Source organism: Stenotrophomonas maltophilia group sp. msm1 (assembly GCF_032025805.1).
GTDB lineage: Bacteria > Pseudomonadota > Gammaproteobacteria > Xanthomonadales > Xanthomonadaceae > Stenotrophomonas > Stenotrophomonas hibiscicola.
Genome location: NZ_JAVSKH010000005.1, coordinates 19,694 through 38,635, shown reverse-complemented (window position 1 = coordinate 38,635; position 18,942 = coordinate 19,694). Strand labels below are relative to the sequence as shown.

The window sequence follows — 18,942 nt, the reverse complement described above, 5'->3', positions numbered from 1 at the left end:
AAGGCATCAACGCCGCCTGCGCCGCAGCTTCATCCGCAAGCGCCGATAGCCGATCACCGTCGCCGTGGCACACAGCGCGGTGCCGGCAGCGCTCAGCAGCAGCAACACCACCAACCGGGCACCTTCCTGGCGCAGCATCGCCGGCAGGTCCCAGCTATGCAGGAAGTAGAACAGCCAGCGCCCCACCCGCTCACGATGCCCCATCGTCAGCAACGGATCGCCGGTCGCCAGATCGAGATAGAGGCGTGTCGCCTCGGCATCACCGAAATCCACAACTGCCACCGGGAAGCGACGTACCGCTGCACCATTCATGGCCTCGGGCGCACGCGGGTAGAAGTACGCATCCGCTGCATGCTGCACCACGAAACCCTGCATGGGTGTAGCGGACAGCGCACGTGCCCTCTGCTGCAACCACGCGGTCGGCAGCCACCGTGCGACATGCAGGTGCCCATTGCCGCCGGACACGATGCGCGTATCACCCTGCCCGTCCAGCAACACCGCGAACAGCTCACCACCGATCCGTCGCCACTGGATCTCCACCGGCTGGAAGCGCGCAGCTTCGGCCATCGCCAGAAGCTTCGCAGGATCACCCAGCGCACCATCCACCGCCACCGCGCCGCCACGGTAGTGCTCAACATCGATCGCTTCACCCGTACTGCTGAAGACACCCAATGGGTTCATCGACATCAGCCCGCTGAAGATCCAGGTGAACACGAAGGCGGACGCCATCAGGCCAAGCAGGTGGTGCCAGCGCATCCACGGCTCGACGTACGGTGTCTTCGCACCGGAACGATAGTGCCCACGGAAACGCCAGCGCCACACACCCACCACGACGCCGCTGACCGCCGCCAGCGTGCACAGTGCGGACAGCACGATCACCACCCACGTCCACACCGGGTCGACCGACTGCATGCGCAGGAAGTACAGCCAGTGCAGCCAGGCGCCCACATAGTTCCAGCGCTGCTGCACATGAGGGGCGTCCAGCACCACTTCGCCGGTACGCGAGGACACGTACAGGTAGCCCGGCTGCGCGCCGCCCACCTCCACCCGATACAGCGGCCGATGCGCGTCCAGTGCACGCGAATGCGTCCAACGATCCTCATTCACGCGCGTTGCACCCACGAAGGCCTGGCCGCCCGCGAACTGCGCGGCGGATGCTTCGGCGCGCTGTGCCGACACCGGCAGCAGCGCCTGACCGGTGTATGCAGACCAGGCCCCCACGTGGCTGCCACTTCGCACCACATACGCCGGCTCGCCGCGTAGCGTGGTCAATGCCACAGCCTCCGGCTCGGCCTGCACGGCGGCAGGCAGTACAGACAGCCCCTGCAGGTCGCGGGCCTCACCCAGCACCGGCAACGCCGCCAGCCGCTCGCCGGGCGTCAGCTTCGGGTAACCAATGAACAGCATCACCATGCCGCTGACGAACCACAGCAGCATCAGCAGGCATCCGCCGATGCCCAGCCAACGATGCACCAGGTGGGTCCAGCGCTTGGCGGTGGATCGCAGCGACATCGCCGGCGTCCTCAGAAGCGGTGGTCGAGCGTGAACTCGACGCGGCGGTCCGCACCCAGCAACCACTGTGTGCTGGTGTAGTACGCCGTCGCGTAGTACGCCTTGTCGAACACGTTGAACAGGCGCGCGCTCACCCGCGTGCGCGGTGCCGCCTGCCAGGTCAGCGCCAGGTCGGTGGTGCTGTAGCCGGGCAGCTCCAATGTGTTGGCGTTGTCGGCGTAGCGCTTGCCGACGTAACGCACGCCCCCCGCCGCACTCCACTCCGGTGCGAACTGCCAGCTCAGCCACGCACTGGCCAGGCGCTCGGCCACGTTAGGCGGCACGTTGCCATCGCGCGCCACCACCATCGCGGGTGAACCTGTGGTTTCCAGGAAGTCCTCGAACTCGGCCTTCAGCACCGTGGCATTGGCATCGAGCGACCAGCGTGGCGCGAACGCCCAGTTCAACGACGCTTCGATGCCGCGCGACGTCTGCGCGCCCACCTGTACCCGGCGATCCGGCACCAGCGGATCGCGGCTGAGCAGCCCGGTCTTGCGGATCCGGTACGCCGCCAGCGTCCACTCGCCACCGTCGAACGCCTGCTTCAGGCCCACCTCGATCTGCCGCCCCTTGGCCAGGTCGAACGCTCCATTGGCGGCGCTGATCATCAGCAGTCCGCTGACCGGGTCCGCCGCCTGCGAGTACTGCGCATACAGGCTCAGCGTCGGCTGCAGCGCAAATACCGTGCCGGCGCGCCAGCCGGTGCTGCTGTAGGTCTTCGAGAACGCATTCTGGCCACTGATCAGATCGGTGCGATCGATGCGCGCGCGGTCGTGGCGCAGGCCACCCAGCACCGACCAGCGCTCGCTCAGCGCCAGCCGGTCTTCCACGAACAGCGCGTACTGCTCGGCAAGGTTGCGGTAGCGCGGCAGGTTCGGCGCGTCGCTGGCGAACTGGCCCGGGACAGGATCGAACGGATCAACCGGGCCCGAGCTGCCGGCATAGGTGTTGTTGGTGTGCTTGAAGTGCGCGCGGTTGGCATCCAGGCCCACCGCGAAGCTGTTCGCCCAACCGCCCACATTGCCCAGCACGCGCAGCGTCGAGGTCAGTCCGGTCTGGTCCTGGTTGTGGGTGATCTCGGTATTGCCCGAGCGATCAATCAGGCCGGTAGCGCGGTTGTAGACATAGGCCTCGGCATTGCGCCAATCGCGCTGGCTGTCGATCTGATAAACCCGCGTGCGCCATTCAACGTTCGCGTTCGGCGTCCACAGTGCATCGAGCTGGGTCCAGCGGTCGCGGAAGCGGATCTCGCTGTCGTCCACGTTGTAGTTGCGGTGGCGCAGCGCCTCCAGCTGGCGGCCCTCGACCAGCGGCGTGCCGAAGTAGCGCATCGGTTGCTGGTAGCCCTGCGCATGGGTGAGCGTCAGCTGCAGATCCGCACGTGGCTGCCACAGCAACGCACCGGAGAAAGTCGCGTCGCTGTTGCGTCCACGATCAACCCAGCCACCGCTGTATTGCCGCTCACATCCAGCCGGTAGGCCAGCTCGGGCGTCAGCGCGCCACCACTGCCGAAGCCCAGCCGCGCGGTGTCCTCGCTGCCCACGGTCACGCTGATCTCGTTCTCGATCGCCCCACGCATGGGCTTCTTCGGCACGATGTTGATGACACCGCCGATCGCACCGTCGCCATGGATCACCGAGGCCGGGCCGCGCAGCACTTCGATGCGCTCGATCGACCAGGTATCGAACGGGAACGTGATGCCCACGCCGCCGTACTGGCGCAGCCCATCGTACAGCCGCATCACCGAGGCACCGTCGGTGAAGCCGCGGCTGGACAGCGCACTCAGGCCATTGCCCGGATGCGGCATGGCACTGATCGCACCCGCTCGGCTGATCGCATCGTTGAGGTTGCTGTCCCCGCGCTGATCCAGCTGTTCGCGCGAAATTACCGTCAGGCTGGCCGGCGTCTGCAGCACGCTCAGGCCCAATGCAGAGCCGGCGCTGGCGGTGGAGGACAGCTCGCCGCTGCGGGTATCGACCACCCGCACGGTCTCCAGCGTGGTCGGGGGTGCCGCGTCGGCGGCAAGCAGGGGCGCGGCATGCAGGAGCAACGCGCACAGGACAGGCAGCGTCGCCCGGCGCAGGCGCGCGGAGTTGAGGTTCGTTTTCATTTTTTCACGGCATGCAAGGCCACCCCGCGATGGCAGGGCAGCAATCAGAAAGGGACAAACACGCGCGTGCGGGTACCGGCCGTGGCCGGCAACCTCATGGAAAAACGATCAATGCAACGCGCGTGCGGCTCAGACGGCCATCAAGGCCGGCGGCCCACGCGCTCCCAATGTGCCGCTGATCCGTTGCGGCAACGTCTGCACCGCACCGCGCAACGCGCGGCACACCGGAGCCATCGGCATCAACAGCAGCACTGCCGCCACCAACAGGGTGATCAACCGCGCTGCAATCAGGCAGTAATCACAATCCACGCCCATCTCATGATCGGCATGCGGATCGGCGGGCGGCTTCTTTGCGGTCTCGCCGTGCGGCATCGCCATCGCGTGATGGTCGTGGTGCCCTTCCAACGCGTGCTGCGCATGTTCTGCCTGCATTGCGTGGTCCATGGCCGCCACCGGCGCAGCGGCAGCCACGTGACCATGCGCCAGCCAGCGGCTCACCAGCGGGGCAAGCAGCACCAGCAGCATGGCAAGCCATGCCAGGGCCTGGAACCGGCGGTGGAGAACAGAACGGCGCACGTCGCCATTCTACGGGGCCATGGCCAACCTTGGACCCCGTTCAGGGTTTGCCCCCTGCGACACGGTGACGCAGGAGCTCGCCTCGCGCGGCGACATGTGAATGCACCACACCGCGGTCCCTGCGCTTGCGGGCTCTGCCTCGCCAACGTTAGGGTTCAATTGGCCACGGCAAGGAGCCAGAGGAATCTGCATGACCACCCGCATCACACACCGGCAGCGCATCAGCCTGCTCGGCCTGACCGCGCTGCTTGCTGCCTGCGCCGACAAGGGGCCGCCCCCACCGCCAGAGCCGCTGGAACTCTCACAGCCCATCGCCGTGGACGCGCCCGGCCAGCAGGTGCAGTTCGAGTTCGAAACCACGGCGCGCAATTTTGCCAGCTACCGCACTTATGCGGTGGAACTGGATCTGCAGCACGTCTCCCCATCGCCAGATGCTGCTTCTCCGCGCGACCTGCACATTCCTTTACGCGTTGGACTTCAGCAATGGTCCGGCGGCACTTGGCAGCCGCTGGCAAGCCCCGACGCGTATCAGATCGCACAGTCGCAATCTGGCCAGCCACTGCCAGACTGGCACCGCGGTAAGGGTCTGAACTACGCCCAGATCCAACGGGGCAGCGATGGCGCATACCGATTGCATGTCGCGTTGCTGCCGTTGCAGGCGCATGGCCGGTATCGGGTCCAGGTCAGCACGGTTGAAGACATCGCACCACTTCGTGGCGCAAGCGCCAGGATGCTGATTCACGAATCGCGTCCGCTCGCCAAGTAGCGCAGCGCCTTCGTACACCTTCCAGGAGGAACACCACGCACATGGACAAGCCACGCTACATCGTCGATATCGTCATTGCGGCACCGGGTACACCGCTTCTCGACCCCGTAACGCAGCAGCCGCTGAGCAATCCGGATGGTTCCCCGCAGACATCCGGGCCCGGTCACATGTTCTACGTCCTGCGAGCACCGGGGAAAGATCCAGCGAGCTACGGCTTTGCACCGATCAAGCACGGCAGCATGAACGGACCTGGCGACATCGTGGACAGCGATGCAAAGACCTACAAGAACCCGCATTACACGCGCTCTCTGGAAATCACCGAAGCCCAGTACAACAAGCTCAAGGCGTTCGGCGACGATCCAGTGGCGCACGGCTTCAGCAAGCACTATGCCGACGTGCGCCACAACTGCGTGGACTTCACCTGGGGCGCATTGAATCATGCCGGCATCCAGCGCAAGCACAGCCTGGACGTGAACAGCATCGGCGGCCCCGTCGGCCAGTTGCTGCCCGATGTCCGCATTCCGCTGGGCGTCCAGTCACAGGGCAAGGACGGCTATCGTCCGCTGCGCAACATCCATGGCGTGGACAGCATTGAGCCCCCTTTCCCCAACAGCGAACTCAACCGCACCACCACTCATCCCTTGCCCGAGCGCAGCTTGAAGCAGCGTCTGCTCAGCGAAACCGATGGCATTGATGGCCCCTTGAGCGAGCGTCTGGCTGCGGACGCGCGCGCACCGGGGCACAGCCTTCATGCATTGGACCAGAAAGTGCGTACCGCACTCGCCCAGGCCAGCGAACAGCAGGGACTGCCCCCCGGCCAGGAGCACGAACGACTGGCCGGCCATCTGACCCACGCGGCGGTGCAGGCCGGCTTCAGCGAAAAGGACACGCTGCAGGTGGCATTCAGTTCAAACAGCACCGCCGAGGCACCCGGCTACGTATTCCTGCATCGCAGCGGCGACACCGCCTCGCCGGACCCTGCCGCCAATCGCCAGCGCCTGTCCCTGCTCGATACGCAGCAGGGCGACGCGGATACGCTGTATCAGCAGGCCAATGTGCAGCAGCAATCCCGCGACGCAAGCCGGCTGGCGCAGGACGAGCAACAGGCACAACAGCAGGCGTCGCCGCGCATGGCCTGACCCAGCCGCATCAGGCGCAGGCACCGTTCCCGCATCAACTCACGTACTGCGCCTGACCGTTCCCGAACGACCAGTTCTCCTTCTTCACTTCCACCAGATTGATGAACACATCCTCGCGGCGGATGCCCACCGCCGCATGCAGTCCATCGGCGATGCCGGCGTACAACGCCTTTTTCTGCTCGAGCGTGCGCCCTTCGTTCCAGGTGATCTGGATGCAGATGAAGTCGTCGGTGCGATCCACGCCCAGGTAGCCGGGATCGTAGATCAGCGTGCCGGGCGCGTGTTCCTGGAAGATCTGGAAGCGATCGTTTTCCGGCACCCTCACCGCGCGCATGGCCTGGTAGATGGTTTCGCCGACGCGTTGCAGGTAGTCGGCGGATTTGCCTTTGCGAAGATCGATGCGGGCGAGCGGCATGGTGGCACTCCAGAGTGGATGGGTACGACGACAGGCTGAGACTACGCCTGCCCGGGGCGGCGGGACAGCGCAGGGATGGAACCCTCTGGCTCCATGCGTGGCATGGTCCCGCCTCCGCCGCGCGGGGTGACGCGATTGCCGTGGCGGCATCCCTCCGGAGTCGTCATGTGCACGGTCGGCAGGGGCGGCGATGTGCGCCATCAGTGATGGGCCGCACTACTCGCGCGTGTCGAACGGCACACCTCGGGAAACGTCTGGCCTGCCTAGGGACAGTTGAGAATTTTCCTTACAGACCGATGTGATTGCCCGGCTTGAAGATCGCCGCGCCGAGGCAAGACGCCTTGGACGGGATTGGCGTCTCGAAAAAGCAAACCGAACGGATAGGTTGCGCAGCAGTGCGTAGCCGCAAGAATGCACCAACTGCCCTCAATGGCGGGCGGTGTGTGGGGATCACTCGATCCGCCGGGTGATTTCTCACTCCGTTGTGTTTGCCCCGGTACGCCAACCCGCACCGTCCGCCACCTTCACTCCGGAAGGTGGCCCTACGCCAGTGAGGGTTTCGCCATGACCAACCGCACCGCCGTCCATCCCCGCCTGTACACCCTTATCGGCGACGTCGCCGCCGATGTGCCCGAAGACCTCGCACGCGAGATCGAGTGCGCCCTGAACGCGCAGAATTTGCCCGCGCAGCTGCCCACTTTCTTCGCCCGTCTCAATGCGATCAACCATGCTGACGGCGATGACGGACAGCCGTGCATCAGCCTCACCCTCGGCGCCAGCAAACACGCTTCGTTGCGCCGCTCGCTATCTGGGCTCGGCGCATTGCTCGATCTGCTGCAGGCCGCCGACCATGCGCGCAACGAAGGCGGCCCGGACGAACAGTTGGGTGCCTTCCATGTCGACGGACTGATCGTGGCCGCACGACAACTGGTGCGCGAGGCACATCATTGCCTCTCCGGCGGCGACGCCTGAGCGGCCCGGATACGCTCCCGCTACAATCGCGCAGGGAGCGCAGGAGACCGCAATGGACGCCGAACACCTGGAATACTTCAAGGCCGCACTGGAAGGCCGCGCAACCGTGGGCTGGAACGTCTGGTTCGCTGCCAACCAGCACGCGCTGGCACAACAGCTGAGCCGCCCTGCACTGCTGCGCTTGAAGTTCAGCACACTGGATGAAGCCGAACGCCTGCTGGCCGAGGCCGGCATCGTGCCCCGCAGCACAGCGGGCAAGCGCTACGAAATGTACTGCGCGCAGTTCTCGCCGGACGTGGTGGACGCGAACGGTCGCCCGCTACCGGCCCTCTGGCGCGCGGCGCACGGCGGTGCCATCGGCCTGCTGGCCGACGGTGAGCAGGAAGCCGGCCAGGCGAAGCTGCTCGCGGAGTTCCGCCGCGTCCGCAAGCGCGGGCTGCAGCAGGCCCATGAATGGTTGGCCGATCTGTGCTTTGAGGGCGAGATGGAGCTGACCAGCGGCAATGCCGAGGTGGGCCGTGGTCTGCTTGCAGTGGTGGTGCAGGCGGGTAGCGGCCATGACCTGCTGGATGCCACGGCGATGATCGCGCGCGAGCTATTGGACGAACACGCCTGAGACAAGGCCTGTTCCCATTCACAGAAGAAAACCCCTGAGTAAATGAAGGCCAGCAGTGAGCTCAGAGAATGGCTGGGACCGCTGTAGAGCAGGACTTTCCGCCCCCTCCCCTGCGTGGCCCGCATCGACCAACAAGCTTCATGATCGTAATATCCGGTCAAGCCTTACTCGAAGGCGTTTCCGGGGATGCGAAGAATGCGTAGGTGCAGGGATGCTGCAGGTGGTGCAATTTCGCGCTTCAGGAGATTTGAATCTCAATTCCGCCAGTTGGCTGCCATAGGCACCTGGTTGTGCTTTGCGCTGCCATTCGGCCTTGGCCTATTACCATCTGCCATCGCCGCAGGCCAGGAAACAGTCACTTACATCCACACTGACGCCCTTGGCTCCGTCGTCGCCGAAACAGATGCCAATGGGAAAGTGATCAAGCGCTACGACTATGAGCCCTATGGGGCCTTGGTAGGTGGCCAGGCACAGACGGACCGGGATACACGGGACATGTGAGCGACTCGGTCACCGGACTGAGCTACATGCAGCAGCGGTACATGGATCCACAGTTGGGGATTTTCCTATCGGTAGACCCGGTAACGGCCTATCAGAAGCCAGTTGAACAGTTCAACCGGTATCGATATGCCAACGGAAACCCTTACAAGTTCACGGATCCTGATGGGCGGGAGAGTGGTGCAGCCTTCAAGGTAGTCAACGACGCCACGAATGGGCAACCGATTACTCCTCCGCCGAGAAATCCAAGCGATAGCCTCGGACCGGCAATTGGTGTCGCGTTAACCGCAATTCTGGCGGCTCCAGTACTCGCAGAGGGTGGTCTGGCCGCAATGGCAAATCCAGGAGCGGTAGCCACTGCGGCAGAGATTGGCGCAGGAGCCGCCGGTGTCACGGGCACTTCTGGCGCAGTAGCGGGAAAGATCACCGGCTACACTAAGCACGGCTTGAATCAGGCAATCTCCCGCGATGGAGGCAGGGGGGTCTCTGCAAAGGCCATACTATCGGCAGTGAAAGAACCCGCGAAGGTTGCCGAGCAGGCCGGCGGCAAGACGGCGTACACAGGGAAGGATGCGAAAGTAGTTTTGAACGGCGAAGGGAAGGTCATAACGGCCTTCCCGAAGAATAGCGAAGGACTGAGAGACCCGAAGGTAAAGTAAAGATGAAGAAGGATATCTCACCCAGCCTGCGCTCGCTGTTGGTTGAAATCGCAGCGAAGCACAATTTGCTCCTACCCGAGAATGGCGTCAGATACCTCGTTGAGCGTGATCGCGAGTCGCTGATTGATGCGTTGCTGGAAGAACTGTCAGAGAGGGGCTTGGGGCCTGACGATGAACCTAATCAACGAGGCATTGAGATCGAAGAAATCATTGACTTCGTCGGCCCCGTCGTTGATCGGCCCGATGCGTCGGGTGACTGAAGGCACGTTGATGCGGGCACGGCCTGATTGACGCACGGCGAAGATCAAGCGCGCCGCTGGAAGAACACGGCTGAGACGGAGCGCGCATTCGGCTGATCCTGCTGGATCGCAGGTAACAAAAAAGCCCCCATTGCTGGAGGCTTTTTTCGTTCTGCAACATGGTGGGCGGTACAGGGATCGAACCTGTGACCCTTGCCGTGTGAAGGATGGCATAAGCCCTTGCGGCACAACGCATCCTCCCGAAAGCCCTTGATTCTCCGTCTCGTTGCGTCCCGGTGGATTTGGCCGCACACTGCTTTTTGCAGGAGATTTGCAGGAGCAAGGTGATGCCGAAGGTCACGCGAGAGCCGCTTACCAGGAAAACCGTGGATGCTGCGAAGGCGACGGGCAAGACCTATCGTCTGCGCGATGCAACAGTTCCGGGCCTGGTGCTGCGCGTGTCCGCCGCTGGTGCCAAGTCGTGGGCGATGGTGTGGGGCCGCGGCCAGGAGAAGGCCTTCGCCAACTACCCGGCTACGACGCTGGAGGGGGCCCGCGAGGCTGCCCGCCGCCTCTCCGCCGAGATCGACAAGCACGGCGCCCCGCTGGCCGTGGTGACGCCCAAGAGCGAACTCACCGTGGCCGACGCCTGCCGCGACTACGTGACCGCCCTGGAGAAGGATGGGCGCAAGAGCGCATCGGATGACGCCAAGCGCCGATTTGAGCGCTGCCTCTATGGGGACAAGCTGGGCAAGGTGCGCCTCAAGGATCTCCACCAGGATCACATTGAGGCCTGGCGCGATCGCGTGGAGAAGGGCGACCTCCCACCGCTGCCAGTGAAGCGCGGACGGCCGCCAGTGGCGAAGCCCTTGGCGCGCTCCAGCATCAACCGCATCCGCACGACGCTGGTGGCCGCACTGAACCACGCCGTGGCCCGCCGCAAGGTATCCCCTGATCTTGCGTTCGAGTGGAACGCCGTGAAGCCACTCAAGGACGCCGGGCAGCGCCGGGGCCTGTACCTGGAGCGGGAGCAGCGCCGCGCGCTGCTGGAGGCGGCTGAGGGGCCGGTGCGCGACCTGATCGAGTGTGTGGCGCTGACGGGCTGCAGGCCGGGCGATCCGTCGTTGTGCCTGCGCTCGGACTATGACGGCCGCACGGCCAGCGTGAGGTTCCGCAGCAAGGACCACGACCGCAAGATCCCGCTCTCCCCTGCTGCCACTGCGCTGTTCGACCGCCTAGCCAAGGGCAAGCTGCCCAAGGCACACCTGTTCACCCAAGACGGGAAGAAGGTGTGGACGCCAACCGACTGGAGCGAGCTGGTTCGAGATGCCGCTGCGCGCGCTGGGCTACCTGCCGGCGTTACGCTCTACACCCTGCGCCACTGCTGGATCACCGACGCCATCGTGGGCGGCATGGACCTGTTGACGGTGGCGAAGCTGGCCGGCACGTCTCTGGCGATGATCGAGAAGCACTACGGGCACCTGGTGCAAGGCGCAGCCCGCGACAAGCTGGCCCAGGTGCAGTTCCTGTAGGCACCGTAGCCCTCAAGCCACACCGGCCTCGCGCTCGTAGATTTCCAGCAACGGCAAACCCCGGTACTCCGGCCGCTGAAAGAGCCCCAGTATCGCCGCAATCGAAACGCCCTGCAGGGCCTTTCCTGAGTTTGCCCAGCTCGTGGCGACCTCTTGGATTCTCCCCCAATGCGGGAGCACTACCCGCCAGTACCATTCCTCGGCTTGTGTCTCGAAGGCACATGGGCCCGAACGATCACTCGCTTGGTACTTGCTGTTTGCTTCCCGGTGGAGCTCCTGCAGGTCATTGCTATTGCATAGAAGCTCGCAAACCGAGCGCTCTTCGAACGTGAGTAGCGTAGGGGCGCGCTGGTAGATCGCCAGCAGTCTCTGCTCCGGTGAGTCCTCCCCCCATACCTCGCTCAACAGCGTTCCGAGCGGCGTCTTCTCATTGTCGACGTCGAATGAGTTCAGACCGACCTGGACTGCCCACTCCACTGCTTGACTGAGTGATCGGTGCTGAGCGCGCGCCAGCAATTCCAGCCCGAATTTCAGCTTTGGCGGAAGTCGCACGCTGAACTGTTCGAGCTTGTCCTCAGGCGCTTTACGCGGCCTGCCAGGCGCCTTCTTTGCGGGTTTCTTGGTCGTTGCCATGGGCCGGAGTTTCGCAGGTTGAAAAACCTGTTGCAACGGAAAAAATGCCGTGGTAGCGTTTCGGTAGGTTTTGCAGTGTGCGAAACCTATTCAACCTGGAGAAACCATGAAGCCTTCACCGGAACGTCTCAGCTACAACGTTGAGGAGGCCCTCGCAGCCACCGGCCTCAATCGAAATGCCTTCTATCGGGCGATCAACACCGCCGAGATCAAGACCTTCAAGGTCGGTCGCCGACGCATGGTCTCGGCCGCCGCACTGCAGGACTTCATCGCCGCCAAGGAACGTGAAGCCACCAGCAACGCTGCGGCGTGAAGGGGGTTGCGTGTCTGCGCGCCCACAAAAGACAACGGCCCACCCGGTTGCAGCCGGAGTGAGCCGTGGAAGCCATCGAACCCTCTGAGGAACGTGACCATGCGAAATACTCTACACCAATCCGTCGTCGGATCCATCGGGCATTCCCCCGACGCGTATTCAGAGACCCCTGACCTGCACAAGTTCTGGAGCGGCGAAGGCGACTACCTGATACACCCGTCCACGACCTGCCGGGCTGCCCTCGGCGACCTGCGCTGGCTGCTGGCCGGCACCGAGCAGGTTCTCCTGCTGATGCTGGAAGACGCACGCGACGGCGACCTGTACCTCTACAGCCTGCTCCTGCAGCAGGTGCAGATGGGGCGCAACCTGGTGCGCGAGGCCGAACGGCTGCAAGACCTGCAGGACTGCGTTCCCCAGCAGGTGGCGGCATGAGCACTGCGGCCAAGTATCAGCGCCCCGCCGGCGCCACCACCGCAATCGAGTTCGCCTTCGTGTTCGTCCGCTGGGCGCGTGATCGCCAGCGGCCGCTGCGCCCGCGCGACCTCGAAGACCGATTCGGCATGAGCAGGGCCACCGCGTGGCGCTACCTGCGCGCATACCGCGACGCTCAGCTGGAGGACCGCGCATGACCTCCACCGAACTGAAGGCGTTGGCGCTGCAGTTGGACGCCGCAATGCCTCCCCTGCCCCCTGCACGCGTCGAGGTTGTCCTTGCCACTGGGGAAGCCCTCTCCATGCCCGCCATGACCCTGGCACGCCTCTACGAGCGCGCAGGAGCTGCACAGCGGGCTGCACTGGATGCCGTTGCCAAGGTGCTCCTGTCGGGTGAACCGGCGATGCCACGGGAGGCCGCATGAACGCTCAGATCATCGCGTTCCCGGCCGGCCGCATCGTCCGCCTGCCTAGTGACCGACGGGACCAGCAACGGCCAACCACCGGTATGTCCGAGGAACGTCTGCGGGCGCTCGCTGCCCGCATGGTAGAGGCAATGCGAGCACAGGAGAGCCGCGCATGAACGCCCTCCTACGCGACGAGCTGGCCGACCTGCTACGCGAGCACTCCGCGCCCGACTCAACCCTCCGCGAAGCCGCAAGAGGCGCCCTGCGCGCCCTGGAGTGGGCCTGTGTCCTGCGACCCGACTTCGCCCCCAACCGCGACGCCCTGCGCGCTGCACTGCATGAGGTGACCCCGTGAAGCGTTCCAAGAAGAAGAAGCTGTTCCGATCGCCGCCTGGCACGCCGCCGATCAAGACCATGCGCGACACGCTGGCAATGATCCAGGCCACCGACCTGGCGGTGCTGGCCGCGCATCCTGTGGGCCGGACGAACCTGGAGCGGATCCACGCGATGGCCGAGGCCAAGACCGCCGAGCTGCGCGAAATGCTGGGCGTGGCCGAGCAGATCGAACGCGCGTACGCCAAGGCGCTGGCCTCCGTGGTCGAGGCCTGATCGCTTCATGGCCGGCGATCGACACAGGATTCCCGAGCACAAGCGCCCCAAGCACACGGGGCGCGGCAAGGGGCATTCGTTCGTCCAGCTGCCGCACTACATGTTGAAGTCGCCGCAGTTCCAATCGCTCGGCGGCGCCGCGTTGAAGGTGCTCATGTTCTTGGCCGCTCAGTACAACGGAAAGAACAACGGCGACCTCAGCGCGACCAAGGACATGGTGGACGGGACCGGCGTGTGTTCACCCAGCAAGATCCACGGGCTGCTGTTGGAGCTCGAGGCTGCGGGCTTCATCGTCAAGACTCGGCACGGCATCAAGAAGCAGTGCAACCTGTACGCCATCACGTGGTACTCGATCGACGAATGCGAGGGGAAGGGCCTGGAGATCGCTCCAGGCCCACCGAGGAACGACTGGCGAAAAACAGAATCCTTGGCCCCCTCAGGGGTACTCACTGGCCCCCTCAGGGGGTTAAAAGCAGCATGAGCATCCTGATAAGGCACCCTCAGGGGGCCATAAAGCCGCATTCAGCCAAAATCTTTGGCACCCTCAGGGGGCCCCTTTATATATATCTACCAGGCGGCAGCGTTTCTGCTGTTGCTTCGCTGCCACTGATCCACCGCTTTGAGGGCATCTGCACTGCGGGCGGCCCCATTCGGTCGATCGATGACCATTCGTCGAGTCCTCGTCGAGCGATCGTGCTGGTAGCAATGCTGCTAGCAGCGAAATCGATGCTGGTAGCAGAAGGCATCCGGGAAGGCTTTGCCAAAGCCATTCGAACCGTTCTCCCAACCGTTACCCAAACCGTTTCGGTGACCCAATGACCAACAGATCCCTGCTCGTCGCGCTGACGAAGCGCGCGCTGGCCAAGCAGCTGATGCGTGCCGGCTCCCCGAAGAAGGAGGCTGAGGCTGCTGCCTCCCGCTTACCCCACCGCCTGCAATGGGCGAAGCTCCCACAGCATGTGCAATCCGAAATTGCCTGGAAGGCCGCCACCAGCAGGAAAACCCAACGATGAGCAACATCAACGACCGAATCGATCGCGCGGCACGCGCATTCAATGCCGCAGCTTCCGAGCTTGCAGACGCTCTCCTGGCCAAACTTGCCGAAGATACACCCGAGGCCACTGCCAAGGTTGCTGCAGCCCTCGAAAGCGGCGAGCGCATGGTGCTGGCCCTGGAGATCAACCCGGCAGCGCCTTGCATCTGGTGGTCGACCATCGATGACTACCAGCAGATGAAGCGCATCATGACCATCCCCGCCACCGGGGGTACGCTGCAGTGACGCGCTTCGAACTGCAGACAGCCTGGCAGCCGCCGGACCACTGGAGCGCCAGCACTGCGATCGCCGAATGCCAGGTGCACCACGACGCCGGCGACGACGTTCGCCCAATCTACCGGCAGTACGTGCAGGCTCGGAAATGGCTGGAGCAGCAGCAGAACCGCAGCGCAGCCGACGAGATACTGCTGGCTGACGTGCGCCGCGTTGTCGCTGCTATCGGAACGCTGTTGGATTGATGGGCGCCAAGCTGCTCACTGAAGAGTGCCCGGCCTGCGCAACGTGCGGCTGTCCGGTGGCGATCGCAGCCACCGGTCGACCAAGGCGCTATTGCAGCAACCGCTGTAAGCAAAAGGCAGTTCGCAATCGCCGCATCCTGCTGGACGTGTTGACCGAGATCGAAGCGATCCGTCTTGGTGTCGCCCTGATCGACTGGTCTGACGAAGATCACCGCGTCGCGTAGCTAAACCCTTTGCTCCGCGTATCGAAAGCATTTCGACCGCCTACGCGCACGCGTAGAACTGCAGCCAGGCAAGAGGAGCTGCAACGTGGACGAAGAGCACAAGCACATCAAGAGTTTCGCGGCGCGGCATGGCATCCCGCTGGCATGCGTCGATGGTCTGCTCGCGTACCGCGCCCGCGCCAGCGCGGCACTGTCCTCGAGCCCAAGCCTGCAGGCATCCGCCCGGTACCTGCTGAATGAGAAATTCGGCTCAAAGGAGAGCGATATGGATAACGACGGCTACAGCATGGTCCACGCTGCGGTGAAGGAAGTGGGCAGCGACGTGAAGGCGTACCGCGAGAAGACAGCGCAGGAAGTTCAGACCCTGCGCGACGATGTGCAGGGCATGCGCGCTGACCTGCAGAGCACCCAGCAGGTGCTGGCCAAGATCGATGCCAACGGCGGCGGCTTCAGTGCATCAGCCCCGGATGTGGGAAGCGTGGCTGCCTCTAAGCTGAGGGAGGACGCCTCCTTCGCTGCCGCGGCAGAGACTGCCGAGCGTGGCATGAAGCCCAGCCAGTTCTCGGCCCGCGTCAACGTGGACAGCTCCATTCGTGCGGCTCTGACCAATGTGGGCGTCGGCCAAACCGGCGATACCTCGATCCCGACCAACCCCGACCGGCGTGGCGTCGTGGGTCCGGTGCTGGCTCCGCTCAGCCTGCTGAGCGTGCTGCCCAGCCGCCCGACCGATAGCAGCTCCGTGGAGTTCGTCCAGCTCAACGCCACCGGTGATGCCGAAGAGCAGATCAAGGAAGGCGACGAGAAGGCGGAACTGGAGTTCAGCGGCGCGCTGAAGAAGGCGAACATCGTCACGATCGCGGGCCACACCACCGCATCCAAGCAGGTGCTTGCCGACGAGCCGGCCCTGTCCCAGCAGATCGACCGGGTGATTGCACACAAGGTGTTCTCCCGCCTGGAGAACCAGATCATCAATGGCCCTGGCGGTGATGGCCGCATCAACGGCTTGCTGAACCAGGCCACGGCATTTGCACCCGCCATCGGCGAGACACCAGCCGACCGCATCGGCGAGGCCCTGGTCACCATGGCCAACGAGGGCTACCTGCCCAATCTGGTGGTTATGAACCCGATGGACTGGTTCCGCATCCAGCTGACCCGCAAGAACGATCAGGATGATGAGTACGTGTTCGGCTCCCCGACCATGCCGGTGCCGCCGTCACTGTGGAACAGTCGCATCGTGACCAATCCCAACCTGGCGGCCGGCACTGCCCTGGTGATCGATACCAGCTTCGTCACTGTGCTGGACCGCGAGCAGATGAGCATCAGCGCTACCAACACGCACGCCGACTACTTCATCCGCAACCTGGTGAAGATCCTGGGCGAGCTGCGCGCCGGCCTGGAAGTGCTGGACGTGAAGGCCGTCCGCAAGTTCACGCTGGCACCGACGGGCCCGTAAGCGGCAAGCGCAGGCCGGGGGGAGGGGGAAAGTTCAAAGCCCTCCCCCCGGACACCCGCCGCCCACTCATTCGCGGGTTTTTTTCTTCGCCAGGAATTTCGACCGAAATGCCGATTTGGTGCAAGAAACCCGAATTTATGCGCAAAAACCGAATTTTGGAGAAGTGAGCCATGGCTACCGCCGGCAGCATCGTCATCGACCTGTTGATGAAGACGGGCTCCTTTGAGACCGACAGCAAGCGCGCAGAGCAGCGGATGAAGCAGCTCAGCAAGGAAGCGGTAACTGCTGGCACGGCCATCGGCACCGCTTTTGCCGGCGCTGCGACGGCGCTGACCGCGTTGGTCGCCAGCTCGATCAACAGCATGGACGAGCTGTCGAAGACGGCCCACGTGCTCGGCACGAACACCGAGGACTTCTCCAAACTCGCTTACGCAGCCGGCTTCGCTGACCTGTCGATTCAAGACCTGCAGAGTGCGTTCGGACGCCTCACCAAGGCCCAGGTCGAAGCCCTCGATGCCGGCAGCCAGCAGGCCAAGGTGTTCGACGCGCTGGGCATCAGCATCAAGGACGCGAACGGAAATCTGAGGCCGACCACCGACCTGCTGTACGACTTCGCTGATGCGTTCCAGCGCCAGAAGGGCTCCCAGGAGGTCGTGGCCGCCGGCATGGCCATCTTCGGCAAGAGCTTCCAGAACATGATCGACCTGCTGAAGGATGGATCGCAGGGGCTGCGCGATGCTGGCGCGGAAGCCCTAGCCTTCGGGCAGGTCGTCTCTTCAGACGCCGGCGCCATGGCTGAGCAGTTCAACGACAACCTGGCCCGCATGAAACTCTTCGTCACCGGCGTCGGCAATGCCGTAGCGGCCGACCTTCTGCCCGACCTGGAGCGCCTGACGAACCAGTTTGTGGACAGTGCGCGCAGCGGCCAGGCCGTCGAGGACACCGCACAAGGCATCAGCGACGTGATCCGGGTGATGGGCAGCGCCATGGAAGTGGCGATGAAGCCGATTCAGGCTCTGGATGACCTCATTCAAGGCCTGACCATCGGCATGGTCGGCCTGGTGGAAGCCGGAAAGGGGGTCATCGGCCTGGACTGGGACCGGATCAAGATCGGCTGGGATGTCGCCAACAACGGTGCTGACCTCGCCTACTACGGCCGCGACCGGGTGGGCAGAGACGGCCGTGGAGCGACGCCGGCCGTGCCGAAGGTCAACTTCATCGACCCCGCCGACCTGCTGGCGCAGGACAAGCAGGCCGTGGAGCAGCTCAGGCAGGCACGCGCCGAGGCAGAGCGTCTGCGCAAGCTCGCTTTCGGTGACGCGCCAAAGGCCGGCAAGGGCACCAAAACCCGCACTGGCACCGTCCGCGAAGAGCAGGATGCGGTGACCAAGCTGATGGCCGACTATGACGCCCTGTACGGTACGGGCAACGAGAAGGCCGCCGGCTTCATTGCGCAGCTCGAACGCGAGATTGCCCTGCACGGCGACGTGAGCGAGGCGGCCAGGGTCAGCTACGACATCCAGACCGGCGCTTTCGGACAGCTGAGCGAGGCTCAGGCCGAGCTGCTGCGCAACCTGGCCGCGGTGAAGGACGCCCAGGACGACTATGCAGCCCTGTACGGCGACGGCATGCAGAAGATGGCCGACGCCACGATGGACAAGACCTCGACCATGAAGACCGTCGCCGACCAGGCCGCCCGCAACATGCAGACGGCGTTCGCTGACTTCCTGTTCGACCCGTTCGAGGATGGGCTTGGCGGCATGGTGAAGGGGTTCGCCAAGGCCATGCAACGCATCGCCGCCGAGCTGGCCGCCTCGGAAGCGCTGAAGGCGATTGGCAAGTGGGCCTCGGGCTACAGCGGCGCCGGGTCAAGCTGGATCAACGAGCTTGGGAGCGCGATCGGCAGCATGGCCGGCGGCCGCGCAGGTGGCGGTCCCGTGGCAGCGGGCAGCATGTACCGGGTGGGCGAAGGTGGCCGACCTGAGCTGTTCGACCAAGGCGGGAAGACCTACTTGATTCCTGGTGATGCTGGCTCGGTACGCCCGATCACTGCCGGCCTGCCCGCATCCTCGATGGGCTCGGGCGGCGGCATCACCAACCAGTTCAACACCACGCTCAACGTGACCAGCGATGGCAGCAGCAGTACCCAGCAGGGGGACGGCAACGAGGACGCACGCCGCATCCAGCAGTTCTTCACCCAGATGATCAACCAGTGGGCCGTGCAGCAGTCGCGCCCGGGGGGCATGCTCCACCGCATGAGCACGGGAGGCTGATGCTTTTTGCAGGA

The 18,942-nt window shown here is 64.3% G+C and carries 25 protein-coding genes and 1 pseudogene; 21 read left to right on the top strand and 5 right to left on the bottom strand.

Features of this window, described 5'->3' with window-relative positions:
- Positions 1 to 6: 6 nt before the first annotated feature.
- The 3 genes and pseudogenes from ROV95_RS19135 to ROV95_RS19125 form a co-directional block, all read right to left on the bottom strand.
- The gene (locus tag ROV95_RS19135; protein ID WP_312545878.1) at positions 7 to 1,512 is read right to left on the bottom strand and encodes a PepSY domain-containing protein; all 1,506 of its coding nucleotides are present in this window, start codon (positions 1,510 to 1,512) and stop codon (positions 7 to 9) included.
- A gap of 11 nt (positions 1,513 to 1,523) precedes the next feature.
- A pseudogene (locus tag ROV95_RS19130) lies at positions 1,524 to 3,661 on the bottom strand (TonB-dependent receptor).
- A 129-nt stretch (positions 3,662 to 3,790) separates the two neighbouring features.
- Complete coding sequence (locus ROV95_RS19125) at positions 3,791 to 4,186, bottom strand: DUF2946 family protein (protein ID WP_171952441.1); 396 nt, start codon at positions 4,184 to 4,186, stop codon at positions 3,791 to 3,793.
- 241 nt (positions 4,187 to 4,427) lie between these two features.
- Between ROV95_RS19125 and ROV95_RS19120 the strand changes: the two genes are divergently transcribed.
- Both ROV95_RS19120 and ROV95_RS19115 read left to right on the top strand, forming a co-directional pair.
- On the top strand, positions 4,428 to 5,003 hold the full coding sequence (locus tag ROV95_RS19120; RefSeq protein ID WP_021202618.1) for a hypothetical protein: 576 nt from the start codon (positions 4,428 to 4,430) through the stop codon (positions 5,001 to 5,003).
- A 239-nt stretch (positions 5,004 to 5,242) separates the two neighbouring features.
- Positions 5,243 to 6,142 (top strand): XVIPCD domain-containing protein, encoded by a 900-nt coding sequence (locus tag ROV95_RS19115; protein ID WP_242015451.1) that lies wholly within the window; start codon positions 5,243 to 5,245, stop codon positions 6,140 to 6,142.
- 34 nt (positions 6,143 to 6,176) lie between these two features.
- Here the strand turns inward: ROV95_RS19115 and ROV95_RS19110 are convergent, their stop codons facing one another.
- A complete protein-coding gene (locus tag ROV95_RS19110; RefSeq protein ID WP_134734715.1) occupies positions 6,177 to 6,557 on the bottom strand; it encodes a tautomerase family protein in 381 nt (126 codons plus the stop codon).
- 564 nt (positions 6,558 to 7,121) lie between these two features.
- On the opposite strand from ROV95_RS19110, the gene ROV95_RS19105 reads away from it, so the two are divergent.
- From ROV95_RS19105 to ROV95_RS19085, 5 genes are all read left to right on the top strand, one after another.
- Entirely contained in the window at positions 7,122 to 7,529 is a 408-nt protein-coding gene (locus ROV95_RS19105) for a hypothetical protein (RefSeq protein WP_134734714.1), read from the top strand.
- A gap of 52 nt (positions 7,530 to 7,581) precedes the next feature.
- Positions 7,582 to 8,145, top strand: a complete 564-nt coding sequence (locus ROV95_RS19100; RefSeq protein WP_134734713.1) for a hypothetical protein — start codon at positions 7,582 to 7,584, stop codon at positions 8,143 to 8,145.
- A gap of 497 nt (positions 8,146 to 8,642) precedes the next feature.
- The gene (locus ROV95_RS19095; protein WP_229301596.1) at positions 8,643 to 9,302 is read left to right on the top strand and encodes an RHS repeat-associated core domain-containing protein; all 660 of its coding nucleotides are present in this window, start codon (positions 8,643 to 8,645) and stop codon (positions 9,300 to 9,302) included.
- Positions 9,303 to 9,304: 2 nt separating this feature from the next.
- Entirely contained in the window at positions 9,305 to 9,562 is a 258-nt protein-coding gene (locus ROV95_RS19090) for a hypothetical protein (RefSeq protein ID WP_312545871.1), read from the top strand.
- A gap of 326 nt (positions 9,563 to 9,888) precedes the next feature.
- Positions 9,889 to 11,073 (top strand): integrase family protein, encoded by a 1,185-nt coding sequence (locus ROV95_RS19085; RefSeq protein ID WP_312545869.1) that lies wholly within the window; start codon positions 9,889 to 9,891, stop codon positions 11,071 to 11,073.
- Positions 11,074 to 11,085: 12 nt separating this feature from the next.
- On the opposite strand, the gene ROV95_RS19080 is transcribed toward ROV95_RS19085, so the two are convergent.
- On the bottom strand, positions 11,086 to 11,706 hold the full coding sequence (locus ROV95_RS19080) for a hypothetical protein (RefSeq protein ID WP_312545867.1): 621 nt from the start codon (positions 11,704 to 11,706) through the stop codon (positions 11,086 to 11,088).
- Between the two features lie 106 nt (positions 11,707 to 11,812).
- On the opposite strand from ROV95_RS19080, the gene ROV95_RS19075 reads away from it, so the two are divergent.
- From ROV95_RS19075 to ROV95_RS19010, 14 genes are all read left to right on the top strand, one after another.
- Complete coding sequence (locus tag ROV95_RS19075; protein ID WP_312545865.1) at positions 11,813 to 12,019, top strand: helix-turn-helix domain-containing protein; 207 nt, start codon at positions 11,813 to 11,815, stop codon at positions 12,017 to 12,019.
- A gap of 99 nt (positions 12,020 to 12,118) precedes the next feature.
- On the top strand, positions 12,119 to 12,451 hold the full coding sequence (locus tag ROV95_RS19070) for a hypothetical protein (protein ID WP_312545863.1): 333 nt from the start codon (positions 12,119 to 12,121) through the stop codon (positions 12,449 to 12,451).
- Positions 12,448 to 12,648 (top strand): hypothetical protein, encoded by a 201-nt coding sequence (locus tag ROV95_RS19065; RefSeq protein WP_312545861.1) that lies wholly within the window; start codon positions 12,448 to 12,450, stop codon positions 12,646 to 12,648. The genes ROV95_RS19070 and ROV95_RS19065 overlap by 4 nt, the downstream gene beginning before the upstream one ends.
- The gene (locus ROV95_RS19060) at positions 12,645 to 12,875 is read left to right on the top strand and encodes a hypothetical protein (protein WP_312545859.1); all 231 of its coding nucleotides are present in this window, start codon (positions 12,645 to 12,647) and stop codon (positions 12,873 to 12,875) included. Before ROV95_RS19065 ends, ROV95_RS19060 begins: the two co-directional genes overlap by 4 nt.
- 154 nt (positions 12,876 to 13,029) lie before the next feature.
- Positions 13,030 to 13,212 carry a hypothetical protein gene (locus tag ROV95_RS19055; RefSeq protein ID WP_312545858.1) on the top strand — a complete coding sequence of 61 codons (183 nt, stop codon included), beginning with the start codon at positions 13,030 to 13,032 and terminating at the stop codon, positions 13,210 to 13,212.
- Positions 13,209 to 13,466: a hypothetical protein gene (locus tag ROV95_RS19050; protein ID WP_312545856.1), complete on the top strand. Its 258-nt coding sequence runs from the start codon at positions 13,209 to 13,211 to the stop codon at positions 13,464 to 13,466. The genes ROV95_RS19055 and ROV95_RS19050 overlap by 4 nt, the downstream gene beginning before the upstream one ends.
- Before the next feature lie 7 nt (positions 13,467 to 13,473).
- Entirely contained in the window at positions 13,474 to 13,947 is a 474-nt protein-coding gene (locus ROV95_RS19045) for a hypothetical protein (RefSeq protein WP_312545854.1), read from the top strand.
- Entirely contained in the window at positions 13,944 to 14,285 is a 342-nt protein-coding gene (locus ROV95_RS19040; RefSeq protein ID WP_312545852.1) for a hypothetical protein, read from the top strand. The genes ROV95_RS19045 and ROV95_RS19040 overlap by 4 nt, the downstream gene beginning before the upstream one ends.
- Positions 14,282 to 14,479, top strand: a complete 198-nt coding sequence (locus ROV95_RS19035; protein WP_032967014.1) for a hypothetical protein — start codon at positions 14,282 to 14,284, stop codon at positions 14,477 to 14,479. Before ROV95_RS19040 ends, ROV95_RS19035 begins: the two co-directional genes overlap by 4 nt.
- Positions 14,476 to 14,745, top strand: a complete 270-nt coding sequence (locus ROV95_RS19030) for a hypothetical protein (protein ID WP_312545850.1) — start codon at positions 14,476 to 14,478, stop codon at positions 14,743 to 14,745. The genes ROV95_RS19035 and ROV95_RS19030 overlap by 4 nt, the downstream gene beginning before the upstream one ends.
- Positions 14,742 to 14,978 carry a hypothetical protein gene (locus ROV95_RS19025; protein ID WP_005414585.1) on the top strand — a complete coding sequence of 79 codons (237 nt, stop codon included), beginning with the start codon at positions 14,742 to 14,744 and terminating at the stop codon, positions 14,976 to 14,978. The genes ROV95_RS19030 and ROV95_RS19025 overlap by 4 nt, the downstream gene beginning before the upstream one ends.
- Complete coding sequence (locus ROV95_RS19020) at positions 14,978 to 15,202, top strand: hypothetical protein (protein WP_312545847.1); 225 nt, start codon at positions 14,978 to 14,980, stop codon at positions 15,200 to 15,202. The genes ROV95_RS19025 and ROV95_RS19020 overlap by 1 nt, the downstream gene beginning before the upstream one ends.
- 85 nt (positions 15,203 to 15,287) lie before the next feature.
- Positions 15,288 to 16,655: a phage major capsid protein gene (locus tag ROV95_RS19015; RefSeq protein WP_312545845.1), complete on the top strand. Its 1,368-nt coding sequence runs from the start codon at positions 15,288 to 15,290 to the stop codon at positions 16,653 to 16,655.
- Positions 16,656 to 16,825: 170 nt separating this feature from the next.
- Positions 16,826 to 18,928 carry a hypothetical protein gene (locus ROV95_RS19010; protein ID WP_312545843.1) on the top strand — a complete coding sequence of 701 codons (2,103 nt, stop codon included), beginning with the start codon at positions 16,826 to 16,828 and terminating at the stop codon, positions 18,926 to 18,928.
- The last annotated feature ends 14 nt before the right edge of the window (positions 18,929 to 18,942 follow it).

What these genes read in the sequence shown, in the direction of transcription:
- ROV95_RS19125 (WP_171952441.1), bottom strand. Translation starts at nt 4,186, where the DNA reads ATGCTGCTGGTGCTGCTTGCCCCGCTGGTGAGCCGCTGGCTGGCGCAT.
- ROV95_RS19080 (WP_312545867.1), bottom strand. Translation starts at nt 11,706, where the DNA reads ATGGCAACGACCAAGAAACCCGCAAAGAAGGCGCCTGGCAGGCCGCGT.
- ROV95_RS19060 (WP_312545859.1), top strand. Translation starts at nt 12,645, where the DNA reads ATGACCTCCACCGAACTGAAGGCGTTGGCGCTGCAGTTGGACGCCGCA.
- ROV95_RS19105 (WP_134734714.1), top strand. Translation starts at nt 7,122, where the DNA reads ATGACCAACCGCACCGCCGTCCATCCCCGCCTGTACACCCTTATCGGC.
- ROV95_RS19100 (WP_134734713.1), top strand. Translation starts at nt 7,582, where the DNA reads ATGGACGCCGAACACCTGGAATACTTCAAGGCCGCACTGGAAGGCCGC.
- ROV95_RS19045 (WP_312545854.1), top strand. Translation starts at nt 13,474, where the DNA reads ATGGCCGGCGATCGACACAGGATTCCCGAGCACAAGCGCCCCAAGCAC.
- ROV95_RS19070 (WP_312545863.1), top strand. Translation starts at nt 12,119, where the DNA reads ATGCGAAATACTCTACACCAATCCGTCGTCGGATCCATCGGGCATTCC.
- ROV95_RS19030 (WP_312545850.1), top strand. Translation starts at nt 14,476, where the DNA reads ATGAGCAACATCAACGACCGAATCGATCGCGCGGCACGCGCATTCAAT.
- ROV95_RS19010 (WP_312545843.1), top strand. Translation starts at nt 16,826, where the DNA reads ATGGCTACCGCCGGCAGCATCGTCATCGACCTGTTGATGAAGACGGGC.
- ROV95_RS19085 (WP_312545869.1), top strand. Translation starts at nt 9,889, where the DNA reads ATGCCGAAGGTCACGCGAGAGCCGCTTACCAGGAAAACCGTGGATGCT.
- ROV95_RS19035 (WP_032967014.1), top strand. Translation starts at nt 14,282, where the DNA reads ATGACCAACAGATCCCTGCTCGTCGCGCTGACGAAGCGCGCGCTGGCC.
- ROV95_RS19115 (WP_242015451.1), top strand. Translation starts at nt 5,243, where the DNA reads ATGAACGGACCTGGCGACATCGTGGACAGCGATGCAAAGACCTACAAG.
- ROV95_RS19110 (WP_134734715.1), bottom strand. Translation starts at nt 6,557, where the DNA reads ATGCCGCTCGCCCGCATCGATCTTCGCAAAGGCAAATCCGCCGACTAC.
- ROV95_RS19065 (WP_312545861.1), top strand. Translation starts at nt 12,448, where the DNA reads ATGAGCACTGCGGCCAAGTATCAGCGCCCCGCCGGCGCCACCACCGCA.
- ROV95_RS19075 (WP_312545865.1), top strand. Translation starts at nt 11,813, where the DNA reads ATGAAGCCTTCACCGGAACGTCTCAGCTACAACGTTGAGGAGGCCCTC.
- ROV95_RS19040 (WP_312545852.1), top strand. Translation starts at nt 13,944, where the DNA reads ATGAGCATCCTGATAAGGCACCCTCAGGGGGCCATAAAGCCGCATTCA.
- ROV95_RS19135 (WP_312545878.1), bottom strand. Translation starts at nt 1,512, where the DNA reads ATGTCGCTGCGATCCACCGCCAAGCGCTGGACCCACCTGGTGCATCGT.
- ROV95_RS19055 (WP_312545858.1), top strand. Translation starts at nt 13,030, where the DNA reads ATGAACGCCCTCCTACGCGACGAGCTGGCCGACCTGCTACGCGAGCAC.
- ROV95_RS19020 (WP_312545847.1), top strand. Translation starts at nt 14,978, where the DNA reads ATGGGCGCCAAGCTGCTCACTGAAGAGTGCCCGGCCTGCGCAACGTGC.
- ROV95_RS19090 (WP_312545871.1), top strand. Translation starts at nt 9,305, where the DNA reads ATGAAGAAGGATATCTCACCCAGCCTGCGCTCGCTGTTGGTTGAAATC.
- ROV95_RS19120 (WP_021202618.1), top strand. Translation starts at nt 4,428, where the DNA reads ATGACCACCCGCATCACACACCGGCAGCGCATCAGCCTGCTCGGCCTG.